At 56.6% G+C, this 15,666-nt stretch carries 12 protein-coding genes and 8 pseudogenes; 10 read left to right on the forward strand and 10 right to left on the reverse strand.

All coding sequences use genetic code 11. The features are described from left to right. Nucleotides 1-162: 162 nt before the first annotated feature. Together PY649_RS26060 and PY649_RS26065 are read right to left on the reverse strand one after the other, a co-directional pair. Nucleotides 163-888: a winged helix-turn-helix domain-containing protein gene (locus PY649_RS26060; protein WP_285871765.1), complete on the reverse strand. Its 726-nt coding sequence runs from the start codon at nt 886-888 to the stop codon at nt 163-165. Nucleotides 889-1,015: 127 nt separating this feature from the next. Beyond that, nucleotides 1,016-1,336, reverse strand: a complete 321-nt coding sequence (locus PY649_RS26065; RefSeq protein ID WP_285871766.1) for a hypothetical protein — start codon at nt 1,334-1,336, stop codon at nt 1,016-1,018. A 374-nt stretch (nt 1,337-1,710) separates the two neighbouring features. Between PY649_RS26065 and PY649_RS26070 the strand changes: the two are divergent. From PY649_RS26070 to PY649_RS26080, 3 genes and pseudogenes are all read left to right on the forward strand, one after another. After that, nucleotides 1,711-2,021, forward strand: a pseudogene (locus tag PY649_RS26070) (transposase); the annotation flags it as partial. Nucleotides 2,022-2,406: 385 nt separating this feature from the next. Beyond that, nucleotides 2,407-3,438 (forward strand): aspartate-semialdehyde dehydrogenase, encoded by a 1,032-nt coding sequence (locus PY649_RS26075; RefSeq protein ID WP_285871767.1) that lies wholly within the window; start codon nt 2,407-2,409, stop codon nt 3,436-3,438. Then, nucleotides 3,435-4,601, forward strand: coding sequence for an aspartate kinase (locus PY649_RS26080; RefSeq protein ID WP_285871768.1), 1,167 nt, complete (start codon nt 3,435-3,437; stop codon nt 4,599-4,601). Before PY649_RS26075 ends, PY649_RS26080 begins: the two co-directional genes overlap by 4 nt. A 371-nt stretch (nt 4,602-4,972) precedes the next feature. Here PY649_RS26080 and PY649_RS26085 read toward each other — a convergent pair whose 3' ends face one another. Continuing rightward, nucleotides 4,973-5,098, reverse strand: a complete 126-nt coding sequence (locus PY649_RS26085) for a transposase domain-containing protein (protein WP_432761411.1) — start codon at nt 5,096-5,098, stop codon at nt 4,973-4,975. Nucleotides 5,099-5,228: 130 nt separating this feature from the next. Here PY649_RS26085 and PY649_RS26090 point away from each other — a divergent pair, with 130 nt between their 5' ends. Further along, nucleotides 5,229-5,414 carry a hypothetical protein gene (locus PY649_RS26090; protein ID WP_285871769.1) on the forward strand — a complete coding sequence of 62 codons (186 nt, stop codon included), beginning with the start codon at nt 5,229-5,231 and terminating at the stop codon, nt 5,412-5,414. Further along, nucleotides 5,411-6,376: a transposase gene (locus PY649_RS35190; protein ID WP_432761412.1), complete on the forward strand. Its 966-nt coding sequence runs from the start codon at nt 5,411-5,413 to the stop codon at nt 6,374-6,376. Before PY649_RS26090 ends, PY649_RS35190 begins: the two co-directional genes overlap by 4 nt. A 36-nt stretch (nt 6,377-6,412) precedes the next feature. On the opposite strand, the pseudogene PY649_RS26100 reads toward PY649_RS35190, so the two are convergent. Continuing rightward, nucleotides 6,413-6,966 (reverse strand): annotated as a pseudogene (locus PY649_RS26100) (IS701 family transposase); the annotation flags it as partial. A 154-nt stretch (nt 6,967-7,120) separates the two neighbouring features. Between PY649_RS26100 and PY649_RS26105 the strand changes: the two are divergent. Both PY649_RS26105 and PY649_RS26110 read left to right on the forward strand, forming a co-directional pair. Next, a complete protein-coding gene (locus tag PY649_RS26105; protein WP_285871831.1) occupies nt 7,121-8,149 on the forward strand; it encodes an IS110 family RNA-guided transposase in 1,029 nt (342 codons plus the stop codon). Nucleotides 8,150-8,920: 771 nt separating this feature from the next. After that, nucleotides 8,921-9,124: pseudogene (locus PY649_RS26110) on the forward strand (helix-turn-helix domain-containing protein); the annotation flags it as partial. A gap of 251 nt (nt 9,125-9,375) precedes the next feature. Here PY649_RS26110 and PY649_RS26115 read toward each other — a convergent pair. Beyond that, nucleotides 9,376-9,548: pseudogene (locus PY649_RS26115) on the reverse strand (IS5/IS1182 family transposase); the annotation flags it as partial. 220 nt (nt 9,549-9,768) lie between these two features. Between PY649_RS26115 and PY649_RS26120 the strand changes: the two are divergent. The 3 genes and pseudogenes from PY649_RS26120 (at nt 9,769) to PY649_RS26130 (ending at nt 11,244) form a co-directional block, all read left to right on the forward strand. Continuing rightward, nucleotides 9,769-10,602, forward strand: a pseudogene (locus PY649_RS26120) (IS5 family transposase). Nucleotides 10,603-10,766: 164 nt separating this feature from the next. Beyond that, a complete protein-coding gene (locus PY649_RS26125; protein WP_285871770.1) occupies nt 10,767-11,006 on the forward strand; it encodes a transposase in 240 nt (79 codons plus the stop codon). An 88-nt stretch (nt 11,007-11,094) separates the two neighbouring features. Next, a complete protein-coding gene (locus tag PY649_RS26130; protein WP_285871771.1) occupies nt 11,095-11,244 on the forward strand; it encodes an IS66 family insertion sequence element accessory protein TnpB in 150 nt (49 codons plus the stop codon). Nucleotides 11,245-11,296: 52 nt separating this feature from the next. On the opposite strand, the gene PY649_RS26135 is transcribed toward PY649_RS26130, so the two are convergent. From PY649_RS26135 to PY649_RS26155, 5 genes and pseudogenes are all read right to left on the reverse strand, one after another. Next, entirely contained in the window at nt 11,297-13,414 is a 2,118-nt protein-coding gene (locus tag PY649_RS26135; RefSeq protein WP_285871772.1) for a recombinase family protein, read from the reverse strand. 265 nt (nt 13,415-13,679) lie between these two features. Next, a pseudogene (locus tag PY649_RS26140) lies at nt 13,680-13,910 on the reverse strand (IS66 family transposase); the annotation flags it as partial. 54 nt (nt 13,911-13,964) lie between these two features. Then, nucleotides 13,965-14,289, reverse strand: a pseudogene (gene tnpB, locus PY649_RS26145) (IS66 family insertion sequence element accessory protein TnpB). Beyond that, nucleotides 14,270-14,719 (reverse strand): IS66-like element accessory protein TnpA, encoded by a 450-nt coding sequence (tnpA, locus tag PY649_RS26150; protein ID WP_285871773.1) that lies wholly within the window; start codon nt 14,717-14,719, stop codon nt 14,270-14,272. Before tnpA ends, tnpB begins: the two are co-directional and overlap by 20 nt. Nucleotides 14,720-14,899: 180 nt before the next feature. Further along, nucleotides 14,900-15,360: pseudogene (locus PY649_RS26155) on the reverse strand (transposase); the annotation flags it as partial. Nucleotides 15,361-15,666 lie beyond the last annotated feature (306 nt).

Here is a 15,666-nt window from a genome sequence, read left to right on the forward strand (position 1 = left end):
AAGCCCTCGGTGAAATTGTCAGCCTCTTCTCGGTCGACGAATGCCTGAATTTCTTCAGAGCAGCCGGATATGAGGCTGAATAAGTGCGACACGCTTTAGTTTGATACCTAGTTTGAGAGCACGAGAGAGACGCTAGGTGCTGTCAAAATACCTGGCGCGTGCCTACTCGGAAAGCGCATAGCCGACAGACCGTACGGTCCGTATGAGATCCTCTCCGCCGGCCTTTTTGAGAGCCGCTCGCAAGCAGCCGATGTGAACATCGATGGTGCGGGGGCCAAGATGAACAGCGCGCGGCCAAGCTGCGTCCTGCAGTTCATCCCTGGAGTACACTTTGTGTGGGTTCTTCATGAGATGGTGCAGCAGGCGGAACTCGGTCGGAGTCAAATGAATCGTGCGACCGTTCCGCCGTACGCGATAACTGTTCACATCCAGTTCGAGATCGAGGAAAGTCAAGAGTTCTCGTGAGCTGAACGCGGGATCCCGATTTGCGTTGTGACAGTTCGCGCCAATACTTGTCATGAGTGTCTCGCGCGAGAATGGTCTGCTGAGATACTGATCGGCGCCAGTCTCGAGCATTGCTTGCTGACGTTCTTGCTCACCGCCGGCCGCGAGCGCGATAATCAACATCGACCGCGTCCGGTGGATCAGGAGGAGGCGTTCACATAGCGTCTGAGTCTCGACTGCGGATATACGTGATTCGAGAAGCAGCACACCCGGCGCCATTGCCTCAGGGCGCTTGGCCAGCGTCTCGCCATCGCTCACCCCCACAAGAACAAGGCCATTGCTTTTAATGGTATATTCCAAAAGCGACCGAAAGTTATCGTCTGCCGCAGCGATAAGCACAATCGGCGGCAGCGGGGAACCCGGGGTAGTTGCGTCATTCGACATCGCGTCAACCTTTCAGATGTGTATTCGAGCGGCCCCTAGATTTATGGTTCTGTCGCGGAATTTGAATCTGACGCGAGAACAGGTTTGCGGCTGATGGTGCGACGGAAATTTCAGTTAGCTCGAAATGCTAGACAAGGATTGTAGACGGGCTAGTTGCTGTCGGCTCCGCCTTCAAGCCAGCATGAATCGGATTGGACCACGGACTTTGATGTAGTCTCGTCAATATGCCAGTTTCCGGCAGCGGCACCGTTGAAACGCTCCAGCAGTTGAGTAGGAACACGAACACTGCAGCGGTTGATTGTTGGATGATCGACCCGCAGATGTCGCTCGGCAATCGTATGTTCCAGATCGCCCACCGGAAATCATTGGTCAGGGACCAGACCTTCGGCTGCTCGGCGGCTTGCGAGGCGATTCGGACGGCTACAGCATTGTCGATGGGTGTTACCATAGGACGATTCTCCCCGGTCCGGTGACGTGTTTTGCGGATTACGATGCAAGCGCCGTGCCGAGAGAAGAAATGTTTCGCAAAACAATAGGATGTCTCCGCTACGATTAATGCTGCATCTCCGACATCGGCCGACTTGGACAATGCGGGCGACATGACGCGTGAATGCCGCTCGAAGGAATCCCTTGTTTCGTACCGGGGGCGAGGTCGTAATTCCGCGGGATGGAAGTTCGTGGCAGGTGACTGCGAAACGCCGGAAACGATTGTGTCCCGTCAGGTGGTGGAGGTCCTGAGGATTAGGTGGCCATCAGTGTTTTTCCGGTAGAGGTCGGGTTGTTCAAGACCAACCTGATGGAAAGACCACCGATGCCGGCGAGATGATGAACGTGCGCTCGCTTGTTGAGAAGAGCGCCTACGCGGATTTGTTGCGCGAGATGATTGGCTTTGCGGCCGAGCGGCTGATGGAGCTGGAGATCGGCAGCGCGACCGGTGCTGGCTACGGCGAGAAGAACCCGATGCGGCTCGCCCAACGCAACGGCTACTGTGGCCGGGACTGGGAGACACGGTCTGGAACGGTCGAGCTTCGCATTCCGAAGCTGCGCAAAGGCAGCTATTTCCCGAGCTTCTGAAGCCGCGTCGCATGGCGGAGAAGGCTCTGACGTCTGTTATCCAGGAAGCTTACATCCATCCGTCGACGATCTCGTCAAGGCGATGGACCCCTCTCCGCTCGATGACGTGCACCGAAAAGGCGCGCGCTTGCCAACATACAGAACCGCATGTTTCTGCTGTGAGGAAGATGCGCGTACCCCATCTTCCCACCTCTTCTGGTAGTTTCTTAGAACTCTATCATCGCATAGCATCTTAGGCGCTCATCATCGACGGTACTTCATCGGAGCCTGATGCGATCTCTATTGAAGCAGTGTACGTGTCCGTCAACCAGCGAGTTGCCCAGAACTCCCGTCGGAGATTGAGTAATTGTTTCGGCATTGCCGAGAGGCTCCCGTGGAGTTCCGAACCGTTGCACGACTTCTAACGACGAAACTCGTTATCGCTGTTCCCTGATGATGGACCGCATGAGAGCCTTAGATATTACAATTGTTGGTGCCACCGGTGCTGTTGGAGCAGAACTGATAAAACTGCTCGAAACAAGTCAAATTCCGGTCTCTCAGTTGCGGCTGCTTGCGTCCCGCACTTCGGGTGGCCGTCGCTTGAGGTTCCGAGATGAAATCTGCATCGTAGAGCCACTCGACAATATCGTCGATACAAAAGCGGATATCGCATTCTTTTCCGCAGGAGGCGCGGTAAGCACCGAGTATGGACCTCTGTTTGCAGCGCAAGGCACCCTCGTCATTGATAATTCGAATGCCTTCCGAATGAACCCTGACGTACCACTCCTGGTACCGCAAGTTAATCCGAATGCGCTCGCTAGCCGTCCCCACTCGAGCATTGTGGCAAACCCAAATTGCTCCACAATTCAGCTGGTCCGAGCTCTGAGACCGCTGGTCACCACATTTGCTGTCCGTCAAATCATTTTGACCACCTATCAGCCCGCCTCGGGAAAAGGCCTGAAAGGGATTGACGAGCTGCTGCAAGGGGCGAGAAGCGCACTGCGTGGACGCGCGTCGCCAAGCGCCGAGCGTTTTCCTCTCCCCCTCGCGTTTAACGTAATACCGCAAGTCGGTAAGATCGCCTCGAACGGGATAACCCTCGAAGAAATCAAGCTGGTTAACGAGTCTCGAAAAATCTTTGGCTTGCCTCATCTGCGGCTAACCGCAACCTGCGTTCGAGTGCCCGTAATAAACGGACATTCAGCGGCGGTATATCTTGAATTCGAAGAGCCAGTTCGCCTCGAACGGGTTCATGAGTTGCTCGCGACAGAGCCAGGCGTTCGGCTCTATGCAAGCGGGATTCGGGAAGCATATCCAACGCCGCGCCTTCTCCAAGACCGGGCGGTCGTTCACGTCGGGCGCGTTAGAGTCAACTCCGAGAACCCGTGCGGGCTCTGGATCTGGGTCGTCGCGGATAATCTTCAAGTTGGGGCGGCGCTTAATGCACTCCTCATCGCGAAGCTTGCAATTGCCAATAACGTGATTTGTGGACCATGAACGTGACCGTTCTGAAATTCGGAGGCTCCAATTTTCTGAATCCTGAAGATTTTGGTCGCGTCGCTCGGCATCTAGCCGAGCGACTAGCGGCAGGCGAAAACAAAATCGTTGCCGTGGTCAGCGCGATGTCAGGAACTACCGACGAGCTCAAAGCAGTCATGCTCGACGTCAACAAGCAACCAAAACCATCGAACCTCGATGCGGCACTCGCAACCGGAGAGATGCTCAGTGCCTGCCTGTTGGAGGCGGCCGTCAGTGGGCTAGGAATTCGCGCTCTCTCTTTAAACGGTTATTCCCTTGGAATACGTTCGAATTCAGAGTTCGGCCGCGCTTCAGTAGAAAGCGTGGATGCGAGTCCAGTTATTGCAGCATTACAGGAGAATGACGTTGTCATTGCCGCTGGTGGCCAGGCGATTGACCAGTCCGGTAAGGTAACCTTTCTCGGCAGAAACAGCTCTGATCTGACTGCTATCGTAATTGCGTCCATGCTGGGGGAGCACGCTTGCGAAATATACTCCGATGTTCCTGGCGTCTATACGGCAGACCCTTATCTTGTTCCGGGAGCACGGCTGATCCCGGAGATTGCGTACACCACAATCGCACGGATGTCCCAACATGGCGCAAAAGTACTGCACCACAGGGCGGTGGCCTATGCCGAAAAGCACGCAATCACCATTGCTTGCAAATCGCTCACGAGCGAGGGAGCTGTTACGGGTACCATTGTCACAGGTCATGGAAATGCCAGTTCCGTGACAGTGGCCCGCGGTACAGCGGTGTTATCGTGCCGCAGCCTTGCCGAACGAAACAAGCTTCGCGCGCTTCTTGATCAGCACGACGTCAGTGCCATCTGTATTGAGGACAATTGCGGGGCCCGCATATGCATCTTGTGCGACGTCGATTTTGGCATTCGGCTTGTCGCGCTGAAGAGCATTCGCTTGGTCTCCATTGAATCAAGAACCGCGGTGACAGAGCTCGATTCTTCAGGATTGCGCGTTCACTTGGAATCCGATTATGAGCAGGCCATTTCCCGGGCGTGCCAGATCCATCAACGAATGTATCCTGCAACGGATGCCGAGATATCTGGGCGGAGAACAACGAAGCAGCGCTCCACTTATAGTTCGCTGCTCATCCGAGCAAATAAAGCGCCGGAAAATACGCAATGAGTTTATTGCCGGTGAATCACAGGAGGCTGCCCCTTCGCTCCGAGGCACCAAAAGCCCACCATATCGGGAAAATCGACGGGCGCACGCTCCGCCGTTCGTGCTACGGTTGAGGACGTGCTGCCATTATGCTTCACCCAGCGCTGGTCGGACGCCAGTCTGCTATGGATTTCGCCAATCGATCCCTTCCAGCAGATAGGACATCTGACCGGCGTCAGCGCGATTGCTCCACTATACCAAAGGCTGGCACTTAAATGATCGCGGCCGGGGCCCTCCTGCGCCAGCGGCGCCAGACCCTTCATGCCCTTGCCCATGTCGCAGTGACCGCTTGCGATCGGCGATGGGGCACTCGTCGATCAAGGAGGCGGACGCGGTTAGCTGACAGCGTCTGACCTGAAGTTCCAGCGCATGAGCAGCAACTCGATATCTTGAGCGGGCCATCGATTTGCGATGCGCGTTAGTGTCTGGGCTAGCCAAGCGAGCGGATCGACGTTTTTCATTTTGGCCGTTTATGCCCGTCGAACTATGCCGATTAAGCAAGTTTTTGCCAACGTTTTCGGTAGCATAGCGGTGGCCCAGTCGGCATAGCGTAGGGTCTCTCCGTCGCAATTGACGCGAAGGAGAGGACGCATGAACGCAAGTGACTATTTGAAGCGCAGCGCGCTGTATCGGACGCTGATCCACGGTCCGTATCGGGGATTTGCGCGGGTTTACGTCGCCAAAATGCCGAGCGAAGGCTTGGGTCGGCAATGCACCTGGCGCTCGCTGAGCATGTTTCGAGACCTGATGGACTGGCCACGTCGGCAACGGACATGATCCACAGGATTTCAGCGAAGTTCATGTCGACCGTTTTTTTGAGCATCGTTTTAAACATCGGAGTCCCGACTCGGGCGACCGATCGGCACTCCGACGCTTGCTTTCAGCGCTGGCAAGAGGGTTTTATACCGGACGCCCTGCCGGTTGAGCGCACGGAGCACGAACAGATTGTCGATGTATTCGCGACATATCTATCGAATGAGAGAGGGCTTGACGGTGGGAAGCCACAAGCTTCTGTCACATTGATTTCTGCTGGAGGTCTGCCTGCCGGCGCAGATGGATTTGCAGCGCTCACCCCGGAGATAGTCATGGGCTATGTCGAGCGACATGCGCTCGATGGCTCCGCCCACAGTGGCAAAGCGATGTGCGGAGTGGTGCGTGCCTTCCTGCGCTACTTGCATTTGAAGGGCTTTATTTCCACGGCGTTGGCCGATTGCGTGCCGGCAATTTCGGTTCCAACGCGGATATCGGGACTATGCGGTTCTGATGATCCTTGGCCAAGCTCTGTTTGCGCGCCAGCGAAGTTGCCACCCTCAATCTTGACGATATCGACTGGCGGTCGTGCACGGTCATGGCACACGCCTTCATCCCGGCAAACCGTTCGCCTCTTGACGGCTGATGTCGATACTCTCCCGCGGAACGAGCGCGCCTTTGTGAATGCCATTTCCTCGGCCTCACCGGACGTTGCTGCTGCCGCGGGTCTGGCACGACGCTTCCAGTCCATGATCTGCAATCGGGAAACCGCCGCGCTGAAGCCGAGGCTACATTATGCCGTAACCGGGCCGATGTCTTCGTTCGCGCGTGGGATTCGCCGCGACATAGATGCGGTTTACGCTGCATTGACGATGCCTTGGAGTACCGGCCCGGTTGAGGGAAAGATTAACAAGCTGAAGCTCATCAAGCGTTCCATGTACGGAAGAGCTGGGATGGGCCTCCTGCGTTCACGTATAATCGGAACCTAATTTGCACCGAAATTGCGGAAGAGCCCACTTCTGGGGAAAATTCACGCGGCATTGACACAGCCGATCGATCTCGGCGAGCGCGATCTCCGGTTTAGTGCGCGATAAGCGCATCTTCTCGGGAACGCCAGCCTTAGCCATCCGATCCTGATCGCTGGTCCAACGCTCGGGCAGGAATAGCCGTAAGCCCACTGGGACGGGAACCTCGTCGCGGGCCAGCGTCAACGACACCAGCGTCTGGCAATTGACGCGCGTGCCCAGCGGCGCGACCCCAACAGAATGGTCGCCCTTCTTCGGCAGGCCTGTGTCGTCGATCACCAGAAAAGCATCTGAGGCCCCGACAATTTTGTCGGACTGCACCGCCAGTTCCGCCTCAAGGGACCGGCATCCCAAATCCCATCCGGGATGAAATGATGCAGGCGGTCGTAGTGATCAAGCGCAAGCCGTTCCGCCATCGAGTCGATGCTCTTGCGATCTCCAGGTCCGATGAGGCCCGAAATATACACCGGGCACATCTGCCGCCGCTTCTTGTGACCAAGCTTCTCAATAAACGGCTTCAGCCAATCCGCCAGTGCAACATCCAACTCCGCCATCTCGCGCGCCCCTGTGAAAGCACACAAGATGGCCCATCATCGTAAATCGCCGGTTAGTCTGCCAAAGTAGATGGGATGGTTGCCGCCCTCCCCAAACGGCATCGCAATGTGCCAAAAAGGTGGTGTTGAGGCCACGAAACGGAGAGAGCGGCAAATGAAGGATACAATGATCGGCGTTGACTTGGCAAAGAATATCATCGTGCTTCATGGGACATCGATGACGGGCGAGCTGCGCTTTCGGAAGAAGCTGTCACGTCGCCAGTTCATGCAATTCATGCAATGCCAACCGGCCACGGTCGTTGTCCTGGAAGCCTGCGGCAGTGCTCACTATTGGGCACGCGAGTTGACGACCTATGGCCACGAGGTGAAGCTGATCGCGCCCCAATACGTCCGCCCGTTTGTGAAACGCCAGAAAAATGACATGGCCGATGCCGAAGCGATTGCGATTGCAGCGCGTCAGCCAGAAATGCGGTTTGTAGAACCCAAAACGCAGGATCAGCAAGCCAGAGCCGTGCTCTTCCGGGGACGGGAACGTCTTGTTCATCAGCGCACGGAACTGGTGAATGCGTTGCGAGCCGTGCTCTACGAATTTGGACAGATCATTCCGCAAGGTATCGCCCATATTAAGCGTATTGATGCAATCATCCGCGATGACGCGATAGACTTGCCGGATGTCGTGCGGGAGGAATGCCGGGATTTGCTCGCGCAGATCGACGAAAAGACGATCCGCATCAAGGAAAAGACGGTACAACTCACCAATGCCTCCAGGGATAGCGCCGCTGCGCAGCATCTTCAGACTATGCCCGGCGTCGGTCCAATGATCGCGCTGGCGATTGAGGCATTTGCACCGGCAATGACGGCATTCCGGTCCGGTCGCGATTTTGCAGCCTGGCTCGGACTTGTGCCACGGCAATTCTCTTCTGGCGGAAAGGAGCGGCTCGGCCGCGTGTCGAAGGCCGGGCAGGCTGACATACGCAGGCTTTTGATCATCGGCGCAATGTCGCATGTGAGAGTAGCAGACCGCAAGCCGGCCGCCCCAGGTTCATGGCTTGCCCGGATGCTGATGCGCAAGCCGAAAATGCTTGTGGCTGTCGCGCTGGCAAACAAGATGGCGCGGAGAATCTGGGCCATGCTGACGAAACAGGAAGATTACCGGGAACAAGTGTTATCGGCGGCGGCATGATCCCGCGCTGAATACGCTGATGCTGGTGAAAGAGGTGTGAGAAGTCGATGACCTGAATGGGCGTAATGATCGAACCGATCTGGATCAGGAAAACCAGTTAGCACTATGAGCTTCATAGCTCGGAAAGTAGATTTGGACCCGATCCGCAGATCACCATACCGGCCAGCGGTCTTTCGAAATGCCGCAACCAAAGGCCTGACAGAAGACCGCACTCGATCACACGTTCAGACAGACAAAAACTTCTTGCATTACGGGCGGCAACCACAGAAGTGCTAGGAGCATCAGACCCACCGCCAAGAAATGCAGTTGTCTGGCGTGGCCTCAGGAGGCCCGATATCCGCGTTGGAACCGAAATTGCCGGCACGCTCAGATGTGGGTAATCACAAGTCCCGACGGAAGGTTACCGACAACTGGACGTAGAAGGAACACCTACTGTCAGGTTTGTCGAGTCCGCGACGGTGAATGTTGACCTAGCTCCTGTCGCACCACAGACTAAGTCATTGATAAACATGTAAAACATGTTTGCTGAGGCTATTTGTTGACGTTGGCACGCCTTTTGAAGGTCTTTCATCGGCAACCGTCAGGAACTCCCGTCGGGCCAGGTCCGATCAGATCTGCAGTGATAGCGCTTTAGCGATCCCGTCGTGCCGACAAAGGGACGCACAGCCGCGTCTCCTACAGCCGAAGCCTTGTGCACCCGTGGCAACGCGTGGCTCACTTGAGGAGAGAGGACCGGTGATGGGCAAATTCGAAACTTCGAGGGGACCTGATAAAATTACTGACCTTTCTCTACGAGAAAAGGAGTGTCTTCTGTGGGTCGCGAGAGGCAAATCTTCGTGGGATATAGGCGTTATTCTTGGAATATCTGAAAATACTGTCAATTTCCATATAAAAAATGTATTGCGAAAGTTGGATGTTACTAGCCGAACGGTGGCTGCAATGAAAGCAGTTAAGTTCGGTATAATTGAATTGTAAGGAACTGCATTTACAAATTACGCACTTCCCGCAAATCTGACCAATAAATCTGTCACCTACAGGATTGGAGCTTGCAAGAACAAGAACCAAAGCGGCCGTCGAGAGAAATCGCCGCTAAAGCGCCGAAATATCCTGCAGGGTACTGCCGCGCCGCGATAGGTTTCGATCTCTGTGCCGGCCGTGAGTCACGGAGGACTGTCCACCCAGGCAAGTAGATTCGTTTGAAATTGCCGGGCGTCGACTCATAAACTTTAACACCATGTCCTCGCGGCGACGAGCTTTACGGCGGCGAGGTAGTTTCCGGGTGCTTATCCTGTCGGGACCTGTCGGGTTGCCGTGTCTCGGAACTGTTTGATCCTGTTGAAGAACCGCTCCACGAGGTCCGCCGCCGATAGACCCATCGCGAGAAAACGAACGAACCCTTCCCAACAGCTACCACCGAATGCTTCGACATCTTCTCGCCATTCCCCGGCAATAGGAAGATCCATGTCGAACGAGACAGTTCCGAAGACAGAAATGTTGCGGCAAGATTGGTTTGGATGGCGGTCGCCGGGAATAGGTCTTAGAGGCTGCCTCAAAAAGATGTGAGTGATTTCAGTCAGTTGTGATTCCTTCGGATTTGCGAAGATTCGATGGAGAGCACGATGGCCTGGACTGAAACCACCCGGCTAAGTTGTGTCCGTCGGACGCTGCGATATGCAAGCGACGTTACGGATCGCGAATGGGAATTTGTTGCGGCGTCATGCCCGCGCCACGGCGTTTGGGTCGGCCGCGCAAGACCGATTTGCGGGAGATTGTGAACGCCCTTCTCTATATCGCCTCGACAGGTTGCCAGTGGCCGGATGCTGCCCAAGGACTTTCCGCCCTGTTCGACGGTTCAGCGGTATTTCTATGAATGGCGGGCCATGTGCCTTTGGTCACGCATCAACCATCACCTCGTCATGGAGGCGCGGGAACTGGAGGGGAAAGAAGCCTCACCGACGGCCGGTGCCATCGATAGCCAAAGCGTCAAAACAACCGAAAGCGGTGGTATCCGGGGCTTTGATGCGGGCAAGAAAATTAAGGGCCGCAAGCGCCACATCATCGTCGATACACTCGGGCTGATGGTCGGCCTCATGGTGCACGGTGCCGATATTCAGGATCGCGACGGCGCCCCCGATCTCCTGAAATCCATCAGGAACCGATGGCCATGGCTGCTTCATGTCTTCGCCGATGGCGGCTATGCGGGCGACAAGCTGAAAAAGCGGCTGCAGAAAATCGGGAAATGGACACTCGAAATCATCAAACGTTCCGACAAGGCCAAGGGTTTTGAAATCCTGCCGCGCCGCTGGGTCGTCGAGCGGACCTTCGCATGGCTTGGTCGATGCCGCAGGTTGGCCAAGGACTTCGAAAAATCCGTCGCTTCAGCAGAAGCGTGGATCACAATCGCCCACATCCGCATGCTCACAAGACGCCTCGCAGGATATGGATATCGTTGAACCCTTTTCGAGTCCGACTCTTAAGCATCGCAGTCTCTTCAGATTAAGTGGTTGGTAGTGCGAGCACTCATTCTGGAAAAACGGCGGCCGTCATACAGCCCTTGGGATCTATGAGCGACAGTGTGTATCATCATCGAACATTCGAGATTTTGACAGCGGAGCCGATGCAGTCTCGACGCAAGCCGCGTCATTGGTCGGATGAAGAGAAGGCATGGATTGTCGTGGAGGCGCTCTCGCTGGGGGCCAATGTATCGGCGATTGCGCGGTCTCAGGGACTGGACCCGTCGCAGCTCTATGCGTGCCGTCGTAAGGCGCTTTCGTCGGGAATGGTCGCCTCATTGACGGAGGGAGCAAGGCGCCAGTCAAGGTCACGCACTTTGAAGCGGTGGGCAGTTCCATGGTAGAAATCGTCGTGGGCGATGTCGTGGTGTGCGCCGGCGCCGATGTCAATCCCGATCGCCTGGCCAATAATCTCCGGGTGGTCCGCAAGGCATGATCGCTTCCGGAGTTGTGGTCTACGTGTCGTGCCAGCCGGTCGACGTCCGCAAGGGAGCCGCGTCTTTGATGGCGCTGGTGAGGGATGGCGGCCTCGATCCGTTCAATGGTTCGGCGTTTTCGGTCGAAGCGAGCGGACAGAATTAAGATCGCCTGGCGGGACGGCAGCGGGGTTTGCCTCTATTCGAACGATCGGCGTTCACACTACACCTCTTTCCGTGTCAGTTGATGTTCTTAGCTCGGTTTGCATTTGTCGGTGCGCAGCAGCGCGATCTTCGAGTTGGTTCCAACGGCTGCATTGCTTCAGCGGCAGGTCTCCATCGGGCATTTCGTATAGGCTGTAGTGCCCGTTGTAGGCATGTCTGGTGATGAGGCCATACTTGGCCCATCTGGCGACGGTTTGCTCGCTGATCTTGAGGTGCACTGCCACTTCCTGTCTTGTCAGCATTCCCCGCTGTCGCAGTCGATCATATCGTGATCGCAGCTTATATTCGTGGATGAGATAGGCGACTTTGAGAGGTGTAAAGCGGGCATTATGGCAGCCGCGACGTGCCGTTCCACCTGGGCGAAGACCCTGCTCGTTCAGAATCTCGGCGATCTCGGGATAAATGTAATCATCGAGAAGCTTATCGATCAATTCAACGATACTGGGTTTTGTCTTGACCTGCTGAGCGGAGGATTTTGGGTTCATGATGGTGAGCGTCTGGATTTTGCCGCCCTTGAAGCGAACGTGAAGCTTGGTGGTTCCTTCCGCCGGCAGCTTTAAGAGAGTGACGTCCTCGATGATGTGGGCCATCAATCGCTTGCGTTCACGGCTTGGGGTATCCGGATCTTTCCAGAGCTTGTTGAAGTCGGTCGTCATTGCGACCAACAGCTGGTGGACGGCTTTATCGAGGATGAATCGATCGTGCTCTCGGCCACGTTCGCGCTCTTCGCGGGCACTGACCAGTGTGCGAAGCTTCTCGTTCCATTCACCTTCGAGCGTGTCGGCGACGAGGCGGTTACTAGGATCGACAAGCATGAAACGGCGCTGAGCGAGCTCGGCTTCCGTTTGGGCGCGTTCGATTGCGCGACAGCGTAGCCGGTCTGCTTCTTCATGCCGGGCTTGGATCTCCTTGCGGACTTCGAGAGCGAGTTCGACGGCCGCCGGCGTCATCTGCTCAGCAATCAGCATACCGATGGCTCCATCGACGGGAGGCCCGGCGATCGACTGACACATAGGCTCCCCACGATAAATGCGGGCACGATTACAAATGTACCAGGCTTCCTGCCGGCCACGCCGGGCTGCATAGCGAACCCTAAGATGGCTGCCGCATTGCCCACACACGGCCCGGCCTTGCAGCAGTGCCGGTCCCTCCCTTGGGATTGAAGCTCGTGCCGCTTCAAATCCACGGCCATTCGCCTTGAGGATCTTCAGATTCTCCTGATGTCGCTCCCAGCTGATATAGCCGGGATGAGCATCGGGAATGCAGGCCTGCCAGTCATCAATGTCGCGCGCACGCAAAGTCCTCTTGCCGTCGATGGTGCGTCGAAACTGTCGTCGGCCATAGGTATAGGCGCCAGCGTAGCGAGGATTGTTCAGGACACGCATCGCCGTCGACGCGGTGAGCGGCCGAAACAGCGTGTCGCCGTTGTGTAGGCGCGACGGAAACAATAGGCCTTCATTGCGAAAGACCTTGACGGTCTGGGAGGCGGACCCGAGGCGAGAGAACATCTCAAAGAAATGAATGATCGTTTCTCTGACTTGCATGTCTGGATCAAGAGTCACATTGCCTAAATGGTCATAGACCAGCCCGGTCGGCAGGAGGCAACGAAACTCGCCGCGCCGCACTTTATTGAGAATGCCGCCGCGTAGCCGGGCTTTGATCACATGCAGCTCGGCCTCACTCATCGTTCCCTTCAGGCCGAGCAGGAGCCGGTCGTTGAAACTTGCCGGATCATAGACGCCGTCCTCGTCGAGGATCAGGGTGTCGGCAAGGGCGCAGATCTCCAGCAGACGCTGCCAGTCGGCATTGTTGCGCGCCAGACGGGAGACCTCCAGGCCCATGACGATCCCGGCATGCCCCATGCCGACATCGCTGACCAGCCGCTGAAACCCCTCGCGCCACGCCACCGATGCACCGGACTCTCCTTGATCGTTGTCGATGACGATAATCTGCTCGTCGCGCCAGTCGAGGGCGACAGCGCGTCCCCGAAGCGCATATTGCCGCCGGGCGCTCTCGACGTTCTCAACGACTTGTCGCATGGAAGACTGGCGGATGTAGAGGTAGGCGCCGCGTTCGAGGTGATGAGGCTGGACTTTGAGATGTACATTCATAGTGACCTCCGATCGTTGGTGCTCATGGCGATTGTCGCAAGGACGTGAACGACGGCGCTGTGTCCGCCATGCAGCGGACAAGCAATTGACGATGGGTAATTCTGCTCTCGCGGGATGGTTGCTGTTGCGGTCAGCGCCTGAACCCATCCCCACATGCCCTGGCGCAGAAAGAGCATCAGGCCGCTACGGGCCATAAGCGGCGGCGCTGCGCCGAGGGCAGCCTTGCGCAATACCTCGTACTGGGACGCGATGGTCGACGGTCACCTTCGGCTTCATCCTCAAGGGCAACCTGTTCAGCTTCATTGAAGACGCGATCAACGTGCTTCTCACTGCGCGGCGCAAAACGATGCAACTGCGCCAGCGCCAGCTCTTCCTCGAGCTTGAAGACGCGCTGCGCAAGGATATCCTTCTCGGCCTTCAGCGCGGCGATTTCGGCAGCATTCGCCGCCAAAAGCGCCATCAATTCTTCAACAGTCGGGGTGCCGGGTCGAGTCATCAGATTCTTGAATCTGAACCGTCCGGTCGCGTCAACTGCTCAATTCGAGTACCATCAGCCAGCGATCTGATATTGCCTTACCGGATGGCGGACCATCGCATCGATATCGATGCCGTCGAGGATCCAATGTAGTTGCTCGGTCGTCAGCGTGACCACTGGCACCTCACGGCGGGGCCAGCGGAACTTGTCCTCTGTGAACCGCTTCAGAACAAGCACGAAGCCCGAGCGATCGAAGAACAGCAGATGCAAAAATCGCCGGGGCAAATGGATCGAGCGCCATCGTTTCCTGGACCAAGGCCGCAAGCCTGTTGATGCCAGCCCGGAAGTCGATCGGTTCGCGATGCAGATAGACTTGAAGATCAGCGCCCAGCTTGAACATGACCCAGGGCTCCGATTATCGCCGTCAACGTGTCCACATCGCCGCATTCCAACGTCAACCTCACACCATTCGGCAGTGACGCGCTCACCTTCGCTGGAGAGGACATCGGCCTGACCCTCTCTGCCTTCTCCAGCAGCTCTTCATCACTCGTGGCAGGCATTTCAAAGTCAAACTTGTTGCTCGCCGCAGTGATCTGAGCCGGAATAAATGCCGATCTCAAAGGCGGCGGAAATGGAGGAGCCCGGGTGTGTTTCCTTATCCATTTCCAAACGAGGTTCGCGTTAACCCCGTGTTCGCGCGCAAGTCTCGACACTGATGCGCCCGGTTCAAGGCAGGCCGCAACAAGGCGGTCTTTCGAGACTTGATCGAAACGGCGGCGTCCATTCCGACCAACCAGCCGCACGGCAAGTTTTTGACGTTCTTCAATCATTTGGTGTCCACCAATTTTTTAGGTGGACACTTTGTGCCAAAACTAAGTCAATTACAGAAGGCGCGGGGAAATTCGCGCTTACGATGAATCATGCGGCTGTAATGGTTGGGACAGCGGCTGTTTTTGTGCTCTATTACCTCCCATGGTTTTGCCCGCTTCCGACTGCCAGACGACGTCGATACGTTGTTTGGTCTTCAGCCGAATGTTGGTCCAGGCCTTTCGCTGGATGGCCTCGGCCGGATCGCATTGCTTTCGTCACCCTTGCCGGCCAGTAGGATGTCTCCCTCGCCGAGTTCGTCCGTCTGCGCGTTGGCCTCGGTGCAGTCGGCGATCCGCCCGCCGGTCAGACGGAGGTTGATGGGGCGACCTTCGGCGTCGACGAGCGCGTGGATTTTACTCGTAAGCCCGCCGCGGAAACGTCCTTTGCAGCCAGCGGACGAGCGGTTGTAGCAGGTGGTCGGAGGACCGTAGCGCTCCGGGGCTTCCGCCTAGACTAGGGCGAGCCCGTCCGGAACCGCCAGAGGATGCCATTCAAGACCCGCCCCATCATCGACGCAGGGCACGCCACGGGGCGTGTGGGGCAACAGCGGCGACAGGATTGACCATTCGTGGTCGGCACCGCTAAGACAAGGAACGAGCAATGCGATGCTTACGCACCTGTCGCTCTAGGGATTCCCGCTCCGCCTCGCTCAAAACCAATGGTGCCGTTGGTCGCCCAGTCGCATTTGCCATCATTCAAACCTCCCATGAAGAGGCCGTGCGTACAATGTAATGAACTTAGGTTTCAGATGACTAGTCGGCCGTATATGGGAATCTGTGGTCAACGTTATGCCACACTACCTGCAGCCTTGGGACCTTCGTGGCTACCGCTGGCAGATGTTGGCTGAACTGCGACCACGCCTTTCGCGCGTCTGTGAGAGTGGGCGGTTCGTGCGCACCGGTCACGA

The sequence above is a fragment of the Rhizobium mayense genome (assembly GCF_030272705.1).
In the GTDB taxonomy this organism is placed as follows: domain Bacteria; phylum Pseudomonadota; class Alphaproteobacteria; order Rhizobiales; family Rhizobiaceae; genus Rhizobium; species Rhizobium mayense.

What these genes read in the sequence shown, in the direction of transcription:
- PY649_RS26060 (WP_285871765.1), bottom strand. Translation starts at nt 888, where the DNA reads ATGTCGAATGACGCAACTACCCCGGGTTCCCCGCTGCCGCCGATTGTG.
- PY649_RS26065 (WP_285871766.1), bottom strand. Translation starts at nt 1,336, where the DNA reads ATGGTAACACCCATCGACAATGCTGTAGCCGTCCGAATCGCCTCGCAA.
- PY649_RS26075 (WP_285871767.1), top strand. Translation starts at nt 2,407, where the DNA reads ATGAGAGCCTTAGATATTACAATTGTTGGTGCCACCGGTGCTGTTGGA.
- PY649_RS26080 (WP_285871768.1), top strand. Translation starts at nt 3,435, where the DNA reads ATGAACGTGACCGTTCTGAAATTCGGAGGCTCCAATTTTCTGAATCCT.
- PY649_RS26085 (WP_432761411.1), bottom strand. Translation starts at nt 5,098, where the DNA reads ATGAAAAACGTCGATCCGCTCGCTTGGCTAGCCCAGACACTAACGCGC.
- PY649_RS26090 (WP_285871769.1), top strand. Translation starts at nt 5,229, where the DNA reads ATGAACGCAAGTGACTATTTGAAGCGCAGCGCGCTGTATCGGACGCTG.
- PY649_RS35190 (WP_432761412.1), top strand. Translation starts at nt 5,411, where the DNA reads ATGATCCACAGGATTTCAGCGAAGTTCATGTCGACCGTTTTTTTGAGC.
- PY649_RS26105 (WP_285871831.1), top strand. Translation starts at nt 7,121, where the DNA reads ATGAAGGATACAATGATCGGCGTTGACTTGGCAAAGAATATCATCGTG.
- PY649_RS26125 (WP_285871770.1), top strand. Translation starts at nt 10,767, where the DNA reads ATGCAGTCTCGACGCAAGCCGCGTCATTGGTCGGATGAAGAGAAGGCA.
- PY649_RS26130 (WP_285871771.1), top strand. Translation starts at nt 11,095, where the DNA reads ATGATCGCTTCCGGAGTTGTGGTCTACGTGTCGTGCCAGCCGGTCGAC.
- PY649_RS26135 (WP_285871772.1), bottom strand. Translation starts at nt 13,414, where the DNA reads ATGAATGTACATCTCAAAGTCCAGCCTCATCACCTCGAACGCGGCGCC.
- tnpA (WP_285871773.1), bottom strand. Translation starts at nt 14,719, where the DNA reads ATGATTGAAGAACGTCAAAAACTTGCCGTGCGGCTGGTTGGTCGGAAT.